Source organism: Streptomyces sp. CB03234 (genome assembly GCF_001905885.1).
In the GTDB taxonomy this organism is placed as follows: Bacteria; Actinomycetota; Actinomycetes; order Streptomycetales; family Streptomycetaceae; genus Streptomyces.
Genome location: NZ_LIYH01000005.1, coordinates 742,895 through 759,991 on the forward strand (window position 1 = coordinate 742,895; position 17,097 = coordinate 759,991).

The 17,097-nt window shown below is 67.1% G+C and carries 17 protein-coding genes; 11 read left to right on the forward strand and 6 right to left on the reverse strand.

Translation table 11 applies throughout. The features are described 5' to 3' along the window. Positions 1-573 precede the first annotated feature (573 nt). From AMK26_RS36785 to AMK26_RS24825, 5 genes are all read left to right on the forward strand, one after another. Positions 574-1,020 carry a hypothetical protein gene (locus AMK26_RS36785; RefSeq protein WP_143608621.1) on the forward strand — a complete coding sequence of 149 codons (447 nt, stop codon included), beginning with the start codon at positions 574-576 and terminating at the stop codon, positions 1,018-1,020. 345 nt (positions 1,021-1,365) lie between these two features. Then, entirely contained in the window at positions 1,366-1,644 is a 279-nt protein-coding gene (locus AMK26_RS36790; RefSeq protein ID WP_143608623.1) for a hypothetical protein, read from the forward strand. A gap of 52 nt (positions 1,645-1,696) precedes the next feature. Continuing rightward, a complete protein-coding gene (locus tag AMK26_RS24815) occupies positions 1,697-1,939 on the forward strand; it encodes a hypothetical protein (protein ID WP_073756904.1) in 243 nt (80 codons plus the stop codon). A gap of 20 nt (positions 1,940-1,959) precedes the next feature. Further along, a complete protein-coding gene (locus AMK26_RS24820) occupies positions 1,960-2,436 on the forward strand; it encodes a hypothetical protein (protein WP_073756905.1) in 477 nt (158 codons plus the stop codon). A 646-nt stretch (positions 2,437-3,082) separates the two neighbouring features. Next, on the forward strand, positions 3,083-3,376 hold the full coding sequence (locus AMK26_RS24825; protein WP_073756906.1) for a hypothetical protein: 294 nt from the start codon (positions 3,083-3,085) through the stop codon (positions 3,374-3,376). A 558-nt stretch (positions 3,377-3,934) separates the two neighbouring features. On the opposite strand, the gene AMK26_RS24835 is transcribed toward AMK26_RS24825, so the two are convergent. Beyond that, positions 3,935-4,705, reverse strand: coding sequence for an HNH endonuclease (locus tag AMK26_RS24835; RefSeq protein WP_073756908.1), 771 nt, complete (start codon positions 4,703-4,705; stop codon positions 3,935-3,937). Between the two features lie 219 nt (positions 4,706-4,924). Between AMK26_RS24835 and AMK26_RS24840 the strand changes: the two genes are divergently transcribed. From AMK26_RS24840 to AMK26_RS24865, 6 genes are all read left to right on the forward strand, one after another. Then, on the forward strand, positions 4,925-5,167 hold the full coding sequence (locus AMK26_RS24840) for a hypothetical protein (protein WP_073756909.1): 243 nt from the start codon (positions 4,925-4,927) through the stop codon (positions 5,165-5,167). Between the two features lie 5 nt (positions 5,168-5,172). Beyond that, entirely contained in the window at positions 5,173-5,688 is a 516-nt protein-coding gene (locus AMK26_RS24845; RefSeq protein WP_073756910.1) for a DUF6879 family protein, read from the forward strand. Between the two features lie 13 nt (positions 5,689-5,701). Further along, on the forward strand, positions 5,702-6,550 hold the full coding sequence (locus AMK26_RS24850) for a helix-turn-helix domain-containing protein (protein ID WP_073756911.1): 849 nt from the start codon (positions 5,702-5,704) through the stop codon (positions 6,548-6,550). Positions 6,551-7,366: 816 nt separating this feature from the next. Next, positions 7,367-8,239, forward strand: a complete 873-nt coding sequence (locus tag AMK26_RS24855) for an endonuclease III domain-containing protein (protein ID WP_073756912.1) — start codon at positions 7,367-7,369, stop codon at positions 8,237-8,239. Positions 8,240-8,909: 670 nt separating this feature from the next. Further along, on the forward strand, positions 8,910-9,569 hold the full coding sequence (locus AMK26_RS24860; RefSeq protein WP_241838046.1) for an NUDIX hydrolase: 660 nt from the start codon (positions 8,910-8,912) through the stop codon (positions 9,567-9,569). An 85-nt stretch (positions 9,570-9,654) separates the two neighbouring features. Continuing rightward, a complete protein-coding gene (locus AMK26_RS24865; protein ID WP_073757111.1) occupies positions 9,655-10,854 on the forward strand; it encodes a MarP family serine protease in 1,200 nt (399 codons plus the stop codon). Between the two features lie 312 nt (positions 10,855-11,166). Here the strand turns inward: AMK26_RS24865 and AMK26_RS38040 are convergent, their stop codons facing one another. The 5 genes from AMK26_RS38040 to acs all read right to left on the reverse strand — a co-directional run bounded on the left by AMK26_RS38040 (position 11,167) and on the right by acs (position 16,881). Next, a complete protein-coding gene (locus AMK26_RS38040) occupies positions 11,167-11,346 on the reverse strand; it encodes a hypothetical protein (RefSeq protein ID WP_073756913.1) in 180 nt (59 codons plus the stop codon). Positions 11,347-11,520: 174 nt separating this feature from the next. Then, positions 11,521-12,453: an alpha/beta fold hydrolase gene (locus tag AMK26_RS24875; protein WP_073756914.1), complete on the reverse strand. Its 933-nt coding sequence runs from the start codon at positions 12,451-12,453 to the stop codon at positions 11,521-11,523. Further along, positions 12,450-12,956 carry a phage holin family protein gene (locus AMK26_RS24880; protein ID WP_073756915.1) on the reverse strand — a complete coding sequence of 169 codons (507 nt, stop codon included), beginning with the start codon at positions 12,954-12,956 and terminating at the stop codon, positions 12,450-12,452. Before AMK26_RS24880 ends, AMK26_RS24875 begins: the two co-directional genes overlap by 4 nt. A gap of 40 nt (positions 12,957-12,996) precedes the next feature. Beyond that, the gene (gene nhaA / locus AMK26_RS24885) at positions 12,997-14,691 is read right to left on the reverse strand and encodes a Na+/H+ antiporter NhaA (RefSeq protein WP_241838047.1); all 1,695 of its coding nucleotides are present in this window, start codon (positions 14,689-14,691) and stop codon (positions 12,997-12,999) included. 234 nt (positions 14,692-14,925) lie between these two features. Continuing rightward, positions 14,926-16,881 carry an acetate--CoA ligase gene (gene acs / locus AMK26_RS24890; protein ID WP_073757112.1) on the reverse strand — a complete coding sequence of 652 codons (1,956 nt, stop codon included), beginning with the start codon at positions 16,879-16,881 and terminating at the stop codon, positions 14,926-14,928. Positions 16,882-17,097: the final 216 nt, after the last annotated feature.

Consider the following 17,097-nt stretch of genomic DNA (forward strand, 5'->3'; position numbering starts at 1 on the left):
ACCGGCGGCAGCCAGTCAGGGGCTCAGGGGGCCGCTCAGAGCCTTGAGGGGGGCAGCGGGAAGCGGAGCGAAAACCGTCCCGATGTAGAAACGTTTCTGACGCACCATCAGAAAACCCCACCTGACCAGCATGAATGTAGAAGTGTAGAAATGTATATCTCTCAGATTTAGCTCTAGGAGTTCCTAAGCAATACGGCGACCCCACCCCGAACCTACATTTCTACACACCTAGAATCGCCTGATTTCCCATTCTTGCGTGACGTGCACCACATTTAAATTTGAGCATTTCCGCATTTGTGCAGGTCGGCGGGCTATTAGCCGTCCGGCGGTAGGCACTCCACTCGCTAGTACCAGGGTGAAGGGGGAGTTAGTCCCTCAGCGCGGGCGGCTACCACACCAGGCCCGTAGAACAGCCCCAGCTATGGGGGAGTATCCATAGCCATCAGACCGGCCCCCGGGCACGGGTTGAGAGATCGAAGGCGCGTGGTAGCCCCTTCTTTCCCTCCCCGTGTCTGGGGGCTTTTTTGTTTCCGCGCGCTGATTCGCGGGCTACCACACCAAAGGACTTACGCCATGCCAACGGCAGAGTACGAATACAAGGCAGCGCACAAGCGCGTTGTTGAGGCCAAGGGACCAGCCAGCCACAAGCCCTGTCAGTTCTGTGGGACCTTCGCCGCTGAGTGGTCGTACAACCACCAGGACCCGGCTGAGGTTTACCGGGACGGCTACCTATGGTCTGAGAGCACGGCCTATTACATGCCGCTCTGCAAGCGCGACCACCGGGCCTATGACCGCGCATTCCGGCAGCACGGTAAGCCGGTACTTGCCGCTGTTGCTGACGCGCTCACGGAAGCTGGACAGCAGCGCTACGACGAAGAGCACAGGGACGCTGTGAGGGTTTCGACGTTCCACAGTTGGCGGGTGCGGGAAACGGGACTTGGCAACATCAGCCCCGAAGATTCTTCGTCTCTCGCTGAGGCTTCCGGTGAGCGTCACACTCCCCGTGCAGGTGCCCGCTGATGACTCGCATTGCATGGCTTCCCGAAGCGCTGAGCGTTGCCGTTCTGGTCTCCCTGATCTATCAGGCGGCAGGCGTTATCTGAGACCAGGGCAGGGGGCTGGAATAGACATGGGGCAGCCCCCTGCCCTCACTTTCTCTGAGCCGTGCTCGGAAATCCCATGAAATCCGAGCCGGCTGACCCCCTTACCCAACGAAATTCGGAGTAATTCCAATGGATTCACTCGGGCCCTCACAGGCCGTAGACATTCTCGAAGAACACGCAATCGTGCCGAAGGATGAGCGCGCACGGACTGAGCTTTTCGCCGCCCTTGCCGTGCTCCGCATCCTTGCTATCGGTGGTGAGCATGTCGAATCTGACTGAGGCTGACCGGGCGTACGTCGACAAGTTCGCGCGCATTGTCGGTGAAGCTCTCGAAGAGTGCCCGAATGCTGACTCAAGCACGCAGCTCCTTTTCGATGCGTGTAAGGAAGTCAGCGGCCCCAGCTTCATTCCGATGGGCACCTTTGACCGTCTGCTACGCGCCACAGGCTATAAGCGCACTGACCGGCGATACGGCAAGCGCTACGTAGGGCTACGCCCCAAGAATCCGGCGCTTCACGGCCGGGTCTACTACCGCACCTAGCCACCTCCGAAATTTCGGAAGTGGTAAAAAAACGAGAAAGAGGAAAAGACTGATGCACGAAACCCCTTGGTACATGGGCACCACCGACACGACTTCGACGGACAAGGGAAGCCCGGAGCGCAACCGTCAGCACGTCGAATCGATTGCGGCGGGAGCCAGCGAAGAGGCGGATGCCGTGGCTGCACATCTGCGGACCGCTGAGGCTCAGGGTGTTGCCATTAGCCCCAGTCAGCGAATGGCCATGGGCTACGCGGTCAACGCTCGCAAGGCTGCCACTCAGCTAGACGCCAACTGATTTCCGGAGGGACAACACACATGACTGACAACGCCGTTGAGAAGGCGCGCAAGGCCCATGAGGCGGCTGCCGCGAAGTTGGCTGAGGCTGAGGCCGTAGAGGATGCACGGCAGGCGGAGAGGGACGCTGAGCGTGCACAGAAGGAGCGTGAGCTAGCCGCTCAGTTCCTTGAGAACCGGCGTGCGCTTGAGGAGAAGTTGCGGGGCAAGTACCCCACCGTTGAGGAGAAGGCGGAGGCTTTCAAGACTGGCACTCTCCCGGCGCTGGTTGCGGAGTACCTTGCCCGGCGTCAGGCTATTTCGGCACTTCGTGCCCATGCTCAGCACTGCGCTGCACTCCTTGAGATCAGCGCGCATGAGCTACCCATTGAAGACATCCGCTGGGTTGACCCCCAGGAAGAGCTACGGCGCTGGCACGAAGACGCTATGCCCCTGGTTCTCGGTAGCCGTGCCGAGTCGCTTGCCGCTGAGGCGCTGGCAGCGTATGAGGTGGCCTAGCCGTGGCCTTTGACCTACTCGACCCGGGGCCGGACTTCAACGGCCAGCCCGCTTACCTGGTTTGGCCCCGGGACGGGAACGGAGCCCCGTGCTTCGCTGACACACACAGTCCGGCGGACGTGGTCTTTCCTCAGCCTGGTGCAGCGCCGGTAACGCGGGGCAACGTCCGAATGCGCAACACGTGGGTTGACCTCACGCATTACGGTGCTGACGGCAAGCCGCTGATGCCTCCGACCATTCCGCTAGACGTGCTGCGGCAGTTGTGGGCTGGCCACTATGGCTGATAGCCCGTTCTGTGAACTGTGCACGGAAGACGGGCTAGGCGTGGCAGCGGACGTGAACTGTTTCTATCCGCTGACCCGCGCTCAACTCGTTGCCCGGGGCGTTTCCCGGCCTGATTCAGCGGGCTACCGAAAGTCAATGTGCCTGGCTTGCTACCGGGCATGGAAGCGCAAAGACTGAGCACACCAGGGGCCGTGTTGCTGGAATCCACCCACCAGCGGCACGGCCCTTTTGCTGCCCGCTCGCACTGGTCCCGACTGCAACCAGGCACCCCGAGCCGGCGAAAACCCCCACGTTTCCTGACCTGCCCTTTTCCCTGACCACCTCTTCGCTGGCGTGTGTGCTGGCGTGAAGGAGTACGCCCGTGCTCGCTGATGAATGCGCACCCTCACACGCTGAGTCGCTGACCCAATCGCTGAGATATGCGCTCACCTATGCCGACGAATTGCGCGCCATGCTCGCTGACGGCAGACCTGATCCGGAGAAGGCAGCGCACCTAGTGCAAGCCATTCGGAACATGCTGTGTGCTTCCGAAGATGAGCTAGACCCACTGGACGACGTACAGCAGGAGATAGACGCCGTGGCGGCAATCCATGGGCTCAGCGATGTGGAGCTATTCAGCGCCATTACCGACACCCCCACCTCCGGAAATCCGTAGGTGGTCCCCCATGCCGAGTAGGCCACCCCGTCCCTGTGCTCAGCCCGGTTGCCCTGAGTTGGTACGCGGCAGAGACAGCACGTGCGAGGAGCACACGAAACAGCGAGCGAGTCAGCGTGAGAACCGTGGTGGTTCTAGTTATGGGTCTCGCTGGAATCGAGTAGTGCAACCTCAGTTCATCTACCGCAATCCGTGGTGTGCGCTGTGCGGTAGGCAAGCAACCGTTGCCGACCATTTCCCTGTGAGTCGCACTGTCCTTGTGGCCAAGGGTGATCCGAACCCTGATGCCTTTAGGCACCTTCGGCCACTGTGCAAGCCGTGTGATGCCAAGGAACGGCCTAAGCGTGAACCAGGCGGCTTCTACGCCGAACAGCGATCACAGCAGGAAGCGGCAGAGCGTGAATACCGGCGCTGGGCTGACGACGTTCCGCCGTTCTGACGTCCGGGCTGAGCCTGCCCCCTGGGGGGGTGACCCCCTCCGGGCCTGACAGAAGCGCGGCAGGGAGGGAAAAAGCTAGCGCCGCAACTCAGAGCGTTTGCGCGGGTCGAACCCTTCACTTAGGTCGCTGCCTGCCGGGGATACGGAGTGCCATTTTCGTCTGTAACCTCCGCCAATGTTGCGGGCTGCACTTCAACGCGGAGCATGGGCCAGGGAGTTGGACCCTCAGCGCTCCCACCCGTCAAAAGCATGTGGCGGACAAAGGCACCTACCAGGAATTCGCGCTCAGCTAGACGGCTGATGTACTGCTGAAGAGTCTTCTCTGCATCCCGATTCTCTCGGACGCTTACAAGTTCCCCGGATATGTCGAGGTAATCACGCAACAAATCCATGAATTCGATGATCAAATCTTCGTCGTCATCATTCAGATGATCCGGCAGGGCGTACTCAAACGTGACGCTTTCCTTAACCATGTTCCAGAGCGGGTTTCCCCGCGTTATTAGCTGCAACACCTTGGGCTGAGGGAACAACGGATCAGGCACCAGCCTCATACGGGTTTCCTCGGCTTCCACCCTGGAACGCACCCACGCCTCATGCTCCGTTTTGATCAGCCGAAGCCGCTCTACGGTGAAGTGGTTCGGCTGATCATCCACCCGCTTATGATCCTTGCTGCACAAGAGAATCAGATTCGAATGGTGGTTAATCAGTTCCTCCGCGATTCCTCCTGCCCGGGGGCCGCCCTCTGAGCGTGCGACGATGTGCGCTTCCTCGCCAAATACAGAAGGGTCATCAGATGCCGTCCCAGGTGTGATCACCTGTGCTTTGCAGATGGCGCACAGCCCACCAGCCTGAACCCACAGAATCTTCCGGGTCTTCTCGGAAACGCTCATGTTTCAACCTCGCAAGAAGATAGGTCTCTACTTGGCCCCGTGCCCGCTGCCTTCCTGGTGGCCGGTACGGGGCTTCTCGCATTTCTGACGGTCCGTCAGGTTAGCTGGTGCGCGTCCGTTCGTGGTCAAGTGTCCTGCATACATGCCCTCTTGACGTGATCCGTCGGGCGGGTGATGGTCGTGCAATCGGGCGCAATCGCATCGACGGAGGGACATGACATGCCGCTACGGTTCCTGGGGATCATCCCGAACACGCCTGACACGGACTCCCCAACCATCTGGCTGGACGAAGAGACGGGAGACCTGTTGATCCAGTCGTACAAGGCCACTGAGGAGGAGGTGAAGGCGTGCCAAGAGATCGGCTCGATTCCGGGCCACTCCACAGACGTGCCGGATCACGAGACGATCATCAGGCTTCCGAAGGTCATGCTTCGGTACATCCCCCGTCCCGACAGCGAGTAGCGACGATGACGAACCCCGTACTTGAGGGTCTGACAAAGGCGCGTCACTCAGCCATTCACTTGGAAATGCGCGACGCATACCAGCCGAACGACCCTGAGTTCATCGCGTGGCAGAACGGAAAACGCCTTGACCCTGCCGCTGACCGGTCCACGTGGTGGCGTCCGTTTCTCGATGTGGTCACTGAGGTAACAGCGCGCGGAGTCGTAATGCGCCGTGCTCGGATCGTCTCGGAGCCTGTGACTGACTACATCAAGTACGAGTACGACGTGACGTTTCCGAACATCGCAGCGGGTGAACTGGTCCGCTGGCTGCCCCGGCGCAAGGCAGCCGATATTCCCCTACCCGGGACAGACCTTTGGATGTTCGACAACTCCTCAGTGCTGTTCACCTACTTCTCTGGAATCGGGGAGGTGGTTGACCGCGAGTGGTGCACCGAACCGGCTGTCGTGGCGCTGGTGAGTACAGCATTCGAAACGGTCTGGGAACGGGCCACGACTCATGAGGAGTACAAGCCGGTCTGACCGGTCCAGCGTCATGCCCGCATCAGGATCATCAAGCGTTCAAGCCGCCCGGAAAGTCCTTGCCGATCGTCTTCGGGAGATCTGCAAGGACGCCGGGTTGGACGGTAAGCGACTCGCTGAGGCGTGCGGGTGGCACCCTGCCAAGGTCTCTCGGATCTCATCCGCGAAAACGTCACCTTCCGCTGAGGACATCCGCGCATGGTGTCGCGCATGTGGCGCAGAAGACCAGACAGAGGACCTGATTGCCTCTCTGCGCGCCGTAGAAGGCATGTGGGTGGAATGGCGACGTATGGAGCGTGCGGGGCTCAGGCAGGCGCAGGAAGCCCGTTTGCCGCTGTATGAGCGAACGCGCTGGTTCCGCTGCTATTCGCCGGGGCTTGTCCCAGGATTGATTCAGACTTACGGCTATACCGAAGACGTATTGCGTGCCGTGCAGCGTCGCCGGGTTGAAGTTGATGACGTGGCCGATGCTGTGGCCGCGCGCATGGAACGTCAGCGCGTGCTCTTTGAGGGGCAACGCCGGTTCGCGTTCCTGATAGAGGAGTCAGTTCTTAGAAACGCACTCGGTGAGCCAGACACTCAGATTGAGCAACTTGAGCATTTGCTCACGGTCTCTGCGCTGCCCAACGTCAGCTTGGGTGTGGTCCGTACGAAGATTGGCCGGGCTCGAATGCCGGTTGAGGGGTTCTGGATATTCGACACGGCACAGGTGAATGTTGAGTTGGTCTCCGGATACCTGACGATCACTCAGCCGCGAGAGGTGGCCACCTACGCCGACACGTTCGCCGCGCTGGCTGACGTTGCTGTGTACGGCGCGAAGGCCCATGCCCTGATCCGGTCAGCTGTCGCCTCGCTGGGGTGATTGGCGTGCAATCTCGTGCAATCGGCTGTGAGTTGGGGTGCCGCTGTTCCTAGCGTGGTTGTCATTCGGACCACGTGAGGGGACAGCGACCATGGCGAGTCAGACCACGGCGAACAGCGACGCGCTAACTGGTGAGATCGTCTCGGGCCGGTACCCGGAGATCCGAGCGACTCCCGCCCCGGGTTGCGATGTCTGCGCAGCGCTGGCCGCTGAGTGGGTCGCGAATGGTGACCGGGACGTGTTGATTGAGATCAACAACCACCCCCACAAGGAACCGAAGCTGTCGCGCGTCAAGGTCTGGAAGGACGAAGGGGCGAAGGTGGCATGACAGCCCCCGTGAAGCGCGTCAGCGCCCGCCTGAGCGCCTTACCGGACCCGGAGCTAGTCAGCCTCATAGATGACCCCACAGGGCCGTACGCGGCTTCCCCTGACGGCTGGTGGACAGATCACGGCGGAGCATTGGACGTGGCTTCCGGAGTGGTCTACTTCCCGCCCGGCTGTGCTCCCCCATGCCAGTTGCCCGCCTGCACGAAGCACAGCGAAGGGGGCACGGATGCTTAGCCTTCGCGTCCCGCGTCCCGGCCTGGTGGACCCTGAGACATGCCCCGTGTGCCGGATGCTCCGCAACTGGGTTGGGGACGTGATCGAGTCAGGCGACCCGTCCGGCGCGCGCCCTGTGGTTCTCGCCATGCACACGCACATGATTTACGGCCACCCGAACGACCCCCGGAATAAGACCCCGGCGCGCTGAGAGACGGCGAATCAAGCCTCAGCGTGTCGGCTCTGTCCCGTCCGTGCGTTGATCCCCCGTAGCGCATGGACGGGGCTTCCTGTGCCCGTACGCTGGCCCCTATGGCGGAAGAGACCCGGATAGCGCTTGTCCGGCGGGCACGAAAGATCAACCGTGCACTTGCCGAGACCTACCCGTATGCGCACTGCGAACTTGATTACGAGAACGCATGGCAACTGTTGGTCGCAACGGTGCTCAGCGCTCAGACCACAGACCTACGCGTGAACCAGGTGACCCCCGGGCTATTCGCGAAGTACCCCCGCCCGGCTGATCTTGCAGGGGCGGAACCGGCTGACGTAGAGGCGCTGATTCGTCCCACGGGGTTCTTCCGAGCCAAGACCCGGAGCATCACCGGCCTAGCCGCTGCCATCGTGGCTGACTACGGCGGCATGGTGCCGAAGACGACCGCTGACCTGGTGAAACTCCCTGGTGTGGGGCGTAAGACATCGTTCGTCGTGACCGGCAACGCGTGCGCCTGTGACGAGTGCCGGGCGGGTACCGGCAACCATGGTGCTAATGTGACGACCCCCTTCGGCGTACCGGGCATCACCGTGGACACGCACTTCGGCCGGCTGGTCCGGCGGTGGAAGTGGACCGAGCAGGAGGACCCGGAGAAGGTCGAGGCGGAGATCTGCGCGATCTTCCCCAAGTCGGAGTGGACGATGCTCTCCCACCGGGTGGTGTTCCACGGCCGGCGCATCTGCCACTCCCGCAAGCCGGCCTGCGGCGCCTGCCCGGTCGCGCCGCTGTGCCCGGCGTACGGGGAGGGCGAGACGGACCCGGACAAGGCGAAGAAGCTCCTCAAGTACGAGATGGGCGGCTACCCGGGCCAGCGCCTGGCCCCGCCTCCGGACTACCCGGGCCGCCCGGCGCCGCCCCTGGGCGCCGGTGACGAGTGACGGAACGAACCAGTGGCTGGAACGCGTTGTGAAGCCGGGGGTGCCTATGACGCGCGCTGAAGAAGACACGCACAACCGCGGGGCCGACCGGACGGGCCGGCCCGCCGCCGCGCGCCCGGCGCCGGGCATCGAGCGCTCCGCCCCACGCGGCGCCGCCGCCCGCGCACCCGGCAGCCCCCCGCCCACTCCCGCCCCGCCCACTCCGGCGCAGGGCGCCCGTCCGTCGGTTGGTCCCGCGCAGGGCGCCCGTCCGTCGGTTGGTCCTGCGCAGGGCGCCCGTCCGTCGGCTGCTCCCGCGCAGGGTGCCCACTCCTCGGCCGCTCCAGCCCCGGGCGTCCGCCCTGCGGCCGCTGCCGCGCCGGGGCCCCTGGCGGCCGGTTCATCCGCTCCGGCAGCTTCCGGAGCCGGAGCCGGAACCGGAACCGGAACCGGTTCAGGATCGGGGTCCTCGGCGGTTGGGTCTTCGATGTCGGCGGGGTTCTCCACACGGCGTGCCCGGCCGACCGGAACCGTCTCGGGCGGCGGCGTCCCGGGCGCGGGCGCGCCGGACAGCCCCGCGCCCGGGCCGGGGCCGGTGGGGGCCGGGAGCGGGGCTCCCGGGGGAGCCGTTCCGGCCGGTGCGCGGAGGCGGACCGGGCAGCCGGAGCCGCCCGCGAACCACCGCGTACCGGTGGCCGTCAGCGACGACGGGCTGCCCGACTGGCTCGAGCCGGTCGCCCGCGTATCGCGCGAGATCGCGCCCGAGCAGCTCAGCCGCTTCCTGCCGCCCGAGCACGGCGGCCGCCAGTCCGCCGTGCTCGTCCTCTTCGGGGAGGGCGACCACGGCCCCGAGCTGCTGCTCATGGAGCGTGCCGGCAGTCTCCGCTCGCACGCCGGGCAGCTGTCCTTCCCCGGCGGCGCCCTCGACCCCGAGGACGGCGACCCGGAGGCCGACGGCCTGTTGCACGCCGCGCTGCGCGAGGCCGAGGAGGAGACGGGCCTCGACCCCACCGGCGTACAGGTCTTCGGCGTACTGCCCCGGCTCTACATCCCCGTCAGCGGCTTCGTCGTGACCCCCGTCCTCGGGTGGTGGCGCTCCCCGAGCCCCTTCCACGCCGTCGATCCGGCCGAGACGGCCCGTGTCTTCACCGTGCCCGTGGCGGATCTCACGGATCCGGCCAACCGCGCGACGACCGTCCACCCCAGTGGCCACCGCGGCCCGGCATTTCTGGTCGAATCGGCCCTGGTCTGGGGGTTCACGGCCGGTGTGATCGACCGGATCCTCCACTTCGCCGGCTGGGAGCGACCCTGGGACCGGGAGAAGCAGGTCCCGCTCGACTGGCGCTCATGACAGGCTGACGCTGTGCCCCGCGGCCGTAACGCGGCCGTACGGGGCGACTGGGGCGACCGGAGACGAATCTGCGAGGCTAATGACGGTGAACGTGCTGGACATTCTGCTGCTGGTCGCCGCCGTGTGGTTCGCGATCGTCGGGTACCGCCAAGGATTCGTCGTCGGCATCCTGTCGGTGATCGGCTTCCTCGGCGGCGGACTCGTCGCGGTCTACCTGCTCCCGCTCGCCTGGGGGCCGCTGACGGGTGACGCCAAGGTGTCGACGACCGCCGCGATCGTCGCCGTCGTCATCGTGATCGTCTGCGCCTCGGTGGGCCAGGCCTTCACCACCCACCTCGGCAACAAGCTGCGCCGCCACATCACCTGGTCGCCCGCCCGCGCGCTCGACGCCACCGGCGGCGCCCTCGTCAACGTGGTGGCCATGCTGCTCGTGGCGTGGCTGCTCGGTTCCTTCCTGGCCCAGACCACCCTGCCGACCATCGGCAAGGAGGTCCGCAGCTCCAAGGTGCTGCTCGGCGTGGACCGGGCGCTGCCCGGGCAGGCCGACACCTGGTTCACCGACTTCTCCTCGGTCCTCAAGCAGAACGGCTTCCCGCAGGTCTTCAGCCCCTTCGCCAACGAGCCGATCACCGAGGTCCGCGCCCCGGACCCGGCGCTCGCGGGCAGCCCCGTGGCCGCGCGCGCCAAGAGCTCCATCGTCAAGGTCGTCGGCACGGCACCGAGCTGCGGCAAGGTCCTCGAAGGCACCGGCTTCGTCTTCGCCGAGCGCCGCGTGATGACCAACGCCCATGTCGTCGGCGGGGTCGACGAGCCGACCGTCCAGATAGGCGGCGAGGGCAGGCGGTACGACGCGAAGGTCGTCCTGTACGACTGGCAGCGCGACATCGCCGTACTGGACGTGCCGGACCTCAAGGCCAAGCCGCTCCGGTTCACGGACGCGGACGCGCGCAGCGGTGACAACGCGATCGTCGCGGGCTTCCCGGAGAACGGCGCGTACGACGTCCGCTCCGCGCGCGTACGCGGCCGGATCAACGCCAACGGCCCCGACATCTACCACCGCGGTGAGGTCCGCCGCGATGTGTACTCGCTGTACGCGACGGTCCGCCAGGGCAACTCCGGCGGCCCACTGCTCACGGCGGACGGCAGGGTGTACGGGGTCATCTTCGCGAGGTCCCTGGACGACCCGAACACCGGCTACGCCCTGACGGTCGACGAGATCCTCGAGGACATCGAACTCGGCCGGACCGTCAACCAGCAGGTCGACAGCCAGGGCTGCGCGCTCTGACAAGCCGCGCGGCCCCGACGGCTCCGCGGCTCCGGCGCCGCGCGCTCGGACGGCTCCGCGGCTCCGGCGACTGCGCCGCCCCGGCGCGCGACTGCGCGGCCTGGGCGGGCTACGCTGCCCCGACGCGCTACGCCGCCCCGCAGGCCGCGCGTGCCGTGACCGGCTGCGCGCTCCGACACTGGGCGCCCTCACCGGCCGCGTGCTCCGACCGGCGCCGTCACCGTCATCGCCACCGTCACGGTCACCGTCACGGTCCCGTACGAGCCCGGGCCGGCGCGTCACCGTATGAGCCTGGCCGGCGTCCCGCCGGCCCTAGCCGCGTGTATGCCGCAGGCGCGCGGATACCCAGCGGGCCCGGCGGCGGAGGATGCGGGGGATCCCGAGGCGGGGGTCCGGCCCTTGGCCGGCCGGTGGGCCGCTCCTCGGGGGAATCGGCGCAGAGGCCGAGCGGCGGTTCCGTGCTGCGTCAGCGTAGTCGTGCGTCCAGCCCATACCCCGACGTCTGCCCGGGCCCCAAGGTCGGTAACCGCCCCGGGGCCCGCCAATTGGCCTATGCGCCGGGCAATTGGCTGTTCGTCATACAACCTGTTCGTCGCGCATCCGTGCGACCGCCCGACCGATGGCTCCCGGTGCCGCCAACCGTGGCTCCCGGTGCCACGGCCGGGATCAGCGGTCCGGCTCAGGGTCCTTGAGCCAGCTGATGAGCTCCGTCGAGAACGCCGCCGGGTCCTCCTCATGGGGGAAGTGGCCCAGGCCGTCGAACAGCCGCCACCTGTACGGGGCTTCCACGTACTCGCCCGACCCCGCAGCGCTGCGCGTCCGCATCGCCGGGTCCAGGGAGCCGTGCAGGTGCAGCGTCGGCACCCGCACGGGCCGCTTCATGCGGCGGTTGAACTGGATCCCGTCCGGGCGGGCCAGCGACCGCACCATCCACCGGTACGGCTCGATCGAGCAGTGAGCCGTCGACGGGATCGTCATCGCCCGCCGGTAGGCCTCGATCGCGTCCTCGGCCGGCTGCTGCCCCGGCCCCGACCAGTCGCGGATCAGCCGCCCCACCAACGCCGCGTCGTCCGCGACGAGCTGACGCTCGGGCAGCCATGGCCGCTGGAAGCCCCATACGTACGAACCGGCGCGCGACTGCGAGAAGTCCGACAGCATCGCCGAACGCCACCGCCGAGGGTGCGGCATCGACGAGACGGCCAGCCGGCGCACCAGCTTCGGCCGCATCACCGCCGCCGTCCACGCCAGGTACCCGCCCAGGTCGTGCCCGACGAGCGCCGCGTCCGGCTCGCCGAGCGACCGCACCACGCCCGTGATGTCGAGCGCCAGGTTCGCCGGGTCGTAACCCCGAGGCGTACGGTCGCTGCCGCCCACGCCCCGAAGGTCCATCGCGACCGCCCGGAACCCGGCGTCAGCGAGCGCCGGCAGCTGGTGCCGCCACGTCCACCAGAACTGCGGGAAGCCGTGCAGCAGCAACACCAGCGGGCCGTCACCCATCTCGGCGATATGGAAGCGCGCCCCATTGGCCGCCACGTCGCGATGTGTCCAGGGACCATCGATCCGTACGGGGCTGCCGGTGCTGCTCTCAGGGACGGTCATGCAGACGAGCGTGCCACAACCTCGGCCTCGTCCTTGACCGGAAGGGCGGGACGAACCGGACGGGATGAACCGGCGAGGGAGGCCTCACGCGGGTGCGGCTTCGCGTTGCCCAGCACGGCGGCCGTCTGCTTGGCCGAGGCGATGGACCGCTCCGGCGGCTTGACCTTCTTGAACTTGGACACCGCCAGCCCCGCCAGCAGCCCCGCCAGCAGCAGATACGCGCCGCCGACGATCAGGAAGGACCAGGCGAGCCCGAGCCCCAGATTGTGGATGCCGTACGCGGCGGCGAAGCTCAGCACCGGCAGCGAGAAGAGCGCGAAGACGCCCGCGACGCTGATGGCCGCACCGCCCATCACGCCGCGCTTGACGTCCTGTCGCAGTTCGGCCTTGGCCAGCGCGATCTCGTCGTGCACCAGCGCGGACATCTCGGCGGTCGCCGAGGCGACCAGCTGGCCGAGACTGCGCTCGGCACCGGGTCCACCATTGTCGGCGGGGTAGCTCATCGTCTCGCTCCCTCTTCTTCTCCTACGGTCCGACCTCAGATCATGCCGGACGGTCGCCGTCCGTGCGCGATGCCCCCGCCAGTTCGGCCGCCTCGGCCGCTTCGGCCAGCCGCCGGTGCTCGGCGGCCTTCTTCTCGTGGATCTCCGCCATCCGCAGGTGGTACGCCGGGTCGTGCTGTTCGTACACGTCCGGTATGCCGTCCATGTCCTCGTCGCGCTCCTCCTCCGCGAGCAGCGCCTGGTACCTGCGCACCCGCAGCTTCAGCAGGATCGCGGCGAGTACGGCGGCGATGAGCGAACCCATCAGGACGGCCGCCTTGACCTCGTCGGTGAGCGCCGCGTCCCCGGCGAAGGCCAGCTCGCCGATGAGCAGCGAGACGGTGAAGCCGATGCCCGCGAGTGTGGCGACGGCGAAGAGGTCGGACCAGGTGAGGTCCTCGTTGAGCTCGGCTTTGGTGAAGCGGGCCGCCAGCCACGTACCGCCGAATATGCCGACGGCCTTGCCGACCACCAGGCCCAGCACCACACCGAGGGTCTCGGGCTTGGTGAAGACGTCGGCCAGCGCGCCGCCGGAGACGGCGACGCCCGCCGAGAACAGCGCGAACAGCGGCACGGCGAACCCGGCCGACAGGGGCCGCACCAGGTGCTCGATGTGCTCACCCGGGGAGTGCTTCTCGCCGTCGCGGCGGGTGCAGCGCAGCATCAGGCCCATGGCGACGCCGGCGATGGTGGCGTGGACGCCGCTGTTGTACATCAGGCCCCAGATGACCAGGGCCAGCGGCACGTACACGTACCAGCCGCGCACGCCCGTGCGCAGCAGCACCCAGAAGACGACGAGGCCGGCGACGGCGCCGCCGAGCGCCATGAAGTTCAGGTCGCTGGTGAAGAAGATCGCGATGATCAGGATGGCGAACAGGTCGTCGACGACGGCCAGGGTGAGGAGGAAGGCGCGGAGCGCGGACGGCAGCGAGGTGCCGATGACGGCGAGGACGGCGAGCGCGAAGGCGATGTCGGTGGCGGTCGGCACCGCCCAACCGTCCATGGAGCCGCCCCCGGTGACGTTGACCAGGACGTATACGAGCGCGGGGGCGATCATTCCGCAGAGCGCGGCGATCACGGGGAGGGCGGCCGCCTTCGGGTCGCGCAGCTCGCCGGCGACCAGCTCGCGCTTGAGCTCGATGCCCGCGACGAAGAAGAAGACGGCCAGCAGTCCGTCGGCCGCCCAGTGCTGGAGGGAGAGGTCGAGGCCGAGGGCGGCCGGGCCTATGTGGAAGTCGCGTACGGCCGCGTAACTGCCGCTGATCGGGGTGTTCGCCCAGACCAGGGCGGCGATGGCGGCGAGGAGGAGCAGGACGCCGCCCACGGTCTCCGCGCGCAACGCGTCCGCGATGTACGTCCGCTCAGGGAGGGAGAGGCGGGCGAGGAACGTGCGCGGGCGTGAGGTGGTCGCACCGACGGGGGTGGGCGCGGCGCTGGGGTCGGGCGCGGGCGGGGTGTCGGGCGTGCCGCCGCGCGTGAGCGTGCCGCCGCTGGGATCGGGCGTGCCGCCGCCGGGGCTGGGCGTGGCCGAGGTGCCGGGGCTGGGCGTGGCCGAAGCGCCGGGGCCGGGCGTGGCGCCGTCGGACGTAGCCGGGCCGCTGGGCGTGGCGCCGCCGGGGCCGGGCGTGGCCGGGGTGCCGGAGTCAGGCGTCGTGCCGTCGGCGTTGGGCGGGGTGTTCGGGTTGGGCGCGGCCACGGTGGCGGACCTCCGGTTGGTCGTTAGGCGGGCATGGCGAAACACATGCCGACCAGACTTCCCGGCGCACCCTGAGACTCGTGTCGTTGAATCGTATTGTCGTGTTGTTGACGCGGTCCTCACACCCTACCCGGCGTGCGCAAGGGCATATCCGGTGAATGTCACCTTATGCGCGAAGAGGGCATCCGGCGCGTCGTCGCCGGATGCCCTCTTCGGTGGTGGCTGGTGCGCCGATCAGTCCTCGCTGGAGGCGGTCGGCAGCTTGGACTGGATCAGGTCCATGACGGACGAGTCCGTGAGCGTGGTGACGTCACCCAGCTGGCGGTTCTCCGCCACGTCCCGCAGCAGACGGCGCATGATCTTGCCGGAGCGCGTCTTGGGCAGCTCGGCCACCGGAAGGATCCGCTTGGGCTTGGCGATCGGGCCGAGCGTCGCGCCCACGTGGTTGCGCAGGTCGGCCACGAGGGTGTCGTCCTCGCTCGCCGTACCGCGCAGGATCACGAACGCCACGATCGCCTGGCCGGTCGTCTCGTCGGCCGCGCCCACGACCGCCGCCTCGGCGACCTTCGGGTGCGAGACGAGCGCCGACTCCACCTCGGTGGTGGAGATGTTGTGGCCGGAGACCAGCATGACGTCGTCGACCCGGCCGAGCAGCCAGATGTCGCCGTCGTCGTCCTTCTTGGCGCCGTCGCCCGCGAAGTACTTGCCCTCGAAGCGGGACCAGTAGGTGTCGATGAACCGCTGGTCGTCACCCCAGATGGTGCGCAGCATCGACGGCCACGGCTCGGTGAGGACCAGGTAACCGCCGCCGCCGTTGGGGACCTCGTTCGCCTCGTCGTCGACGACGGTGGCGGAGATGCCCGGCAGCGGGGTCTGCGCCGAGCCCGGCTTGGTCTCGGTGACGCCCGGCAGCGGCGAGATCATCATCGCGCCGGTCTCGGTCTGCCACCAGGTGTCGACGATCGGGGTCTTGCCGCCGCCGATGTTCTCCCGGTACCAGATCCACGCCTCGGGGTTGATCGGCTCGCCGACCGACCCGAGGACGCGCAGGGAGGACAGGTCGAACTTGGCGGGGATGTCGTCCCCCCACTTCATGAACGTACGGATGGCGGTGGGCGCGGTGTAGAGGATCGTGACGCCGTACTTCTGCACGATCTCCCAGAACCGGCCCTGATGCGGGGTGTCGGGCGTGCCCTCGTACATCACCTGCGTCGCGCCGTTGGCCAGCGGCCCGTACACGATGTACGAGTGGCCGGTCACCCAGCCGATGTCGGCGGTGCACCAGTAGACGTCCGTCTCCGGCTTGAGGTCGAAGACCGCGTGGTGCGTGTACGCCACCTGGGTGAGGTAGCCGCCGGAGGTGTGCAGGATGCCCTTGGGCTTACCCGTCGTACCGGACGTGTAGAGGATGAAGAGCGGGTGCTCCGCGTCGAACGCCTCGGGGGTGTGCTCGGTGGACTGGCGGGCGACGATGTCGTCCCACCACACGTCCCGGCCCTCGGTGAACGCGGTGTCCTGGCCGGTACGGCGCACCACCAGGACGTGTTCGACCTGCGGGCACTTGGCGACTGCCTCGTCGATGGCCGGCTTGAGCGCGGAGGGCTTGCCGCGCCGGTAGCCGCCGTCGGCGGTGATGACCAGCTTGGCGTCGGCGTCCTGGATGCGGGAGGCGACGGCGTCGGCCGAGAAGCCGCCGAAGACGACCGAGTGCGCGGCACCGATACGGGCACAGGCCAGCATGGCGACGGCGGCCTCGGGGATCATCGGCATGTACACCGCGACCCGGTCACCCTTGCGGACGCCCAATTCGCTCAGCGCGTTGGCAGCCTTGGAGACCTCGTCCTTGAGCTCGGCGTACGTAATGGCCCGGCTGTCACCCGGCTCGCCCTCGAAGTGGATGGCGACCCGGTCGCCGTGCCCCGCCTCGACGTGCCGGTCCACGCAGTTGTACGCCACGTTGAGCTTGCCGTCGGCGAACCATTTCGCGAAGGGCGGGTTCGACCAGTCGAGGGTCTCGGTCGGCTCGGTGGCCCAGCTGAGCCGACGCGCCTGCTCGGCCCAGAAGCCGAGCCTGTCCGCCTTGGCCTGCTCGTACGCGGCCGCCGTCACGTTGGCGTTCGCGGCCAGCTCCGCGGGGGGTGCGAATCGCCGCTCCTCCTTAAGAAGGTTGGCCAGGCTTTCGTTGCTCACGACATCTCCCATTCCCAGGGCGTCCGATGTGTCCCAGCCCATAGCTCATCAGTCGGATGCCCAGGTGACAAGAGCATCCGGCCAATTGGTTTAGACCTGTGAGGGCGGGACCGGGTGGTCAAGTGACCCCTCCTCCCCGGGCGGTGGGGAGAAGGGGTCACCGACCCTTTCCACGGACGCGGCGCCCCGAAGGTTCAGGGCGGGCGGGCCGGGGTC

What these genes read in the sequence shown, in the direction of transcription:
- AMK26_RS36785 (WP_143608621.1), top strand. Translation starts at nt 574, where the DNA reads ATGCCAACGGCAGAGTACGAATACAAGGCAGCGCACAAGCGCGTTGTT.
- AMK26_RS36790 (WP_143608623.1), top strand. Translation starts at nt 1,366, where the DNA reads ATGTCGAATCTGACTGAGGCTGACCGGGCGTACGTCGACAAGTTCGCG.
- AMK26_RS24815 (WP_073756904.1), top strand. Translation starts at nt 1,697, where the DNA reads ATGCACGAAACCCCTTGGTACATGGGCACCACCGACACGACTTCGACG.
- AMK26_RS24820 (WP_073756905.1), top strand. Translation starts at nt 1,960, where the DNA reads ATGACTGACAACGCCGTTGAGAAGGCGCGCAAGGCCCATGAGGCGGCT.
- AMK26_RS24835 (WP_073756908.1), bottom strand. Translation starts at nt 4,705, where the DNA reads ATGAGCGTTTCCGAGAAGACCCGGAAGATTCTGTGGGTTCAGGCTGGT.
- AMK26_RS24840 (WP_073756909.1), top strand. Translation starts at nt 4,925, where the DNA reads ATGCCGCTACGGTTCCTGGGGATCATCCCGAACACGCCTGACACGGAC.
- AMK26_RS24845 (WP_073756910.1), top strand. Translation starts at nt 5,173, where the DNA reads ATGACGAACCCCGTACTTGAGGGTCTGACAAAGGCGCGTCACTCAGCC.
- AMK26_RS24850 (WP_073756911.1), top strand. Translation starts at nt 5,702, where the DNA reads ATGCCCGCATCAGGATCATCAAGCGTTCAAGCCGCCCGGAAAGTCCTT.
- AMK26_RS24855 (WP_073756912.1), top strand. Translation starts at nt 7,367, where the DNA reads ATGGACGGGGCTTCCTGTGCCCGTACGCTGGCCCCTATGGCGGAAGAG.
- AMK26_RS38040 (WP_073756913.1), bottom strand. Translation starts at nt 11,346, where the DNA reads ATGGGCTGGACGCACGACTACGCTGACGCAGCACGGAACCGCCGCTCG.
- AMK26_RS24875 (WP_073756914.1), bottom strand. Translation starts at nt 12,453, where the DNA reads ATGACCGTCCCTGAGAGCAGCACCGGCAGCCCCGTACGGATCGATGGT.
- AMK26_RS24880 (WP_073756915.1), bottom strand. Translation starts at nt 12,956, where the DNA reads ATGAGCTACCCCGCCGACAATGGTGGACCCGGTGCCGAGCGCAGTCTC.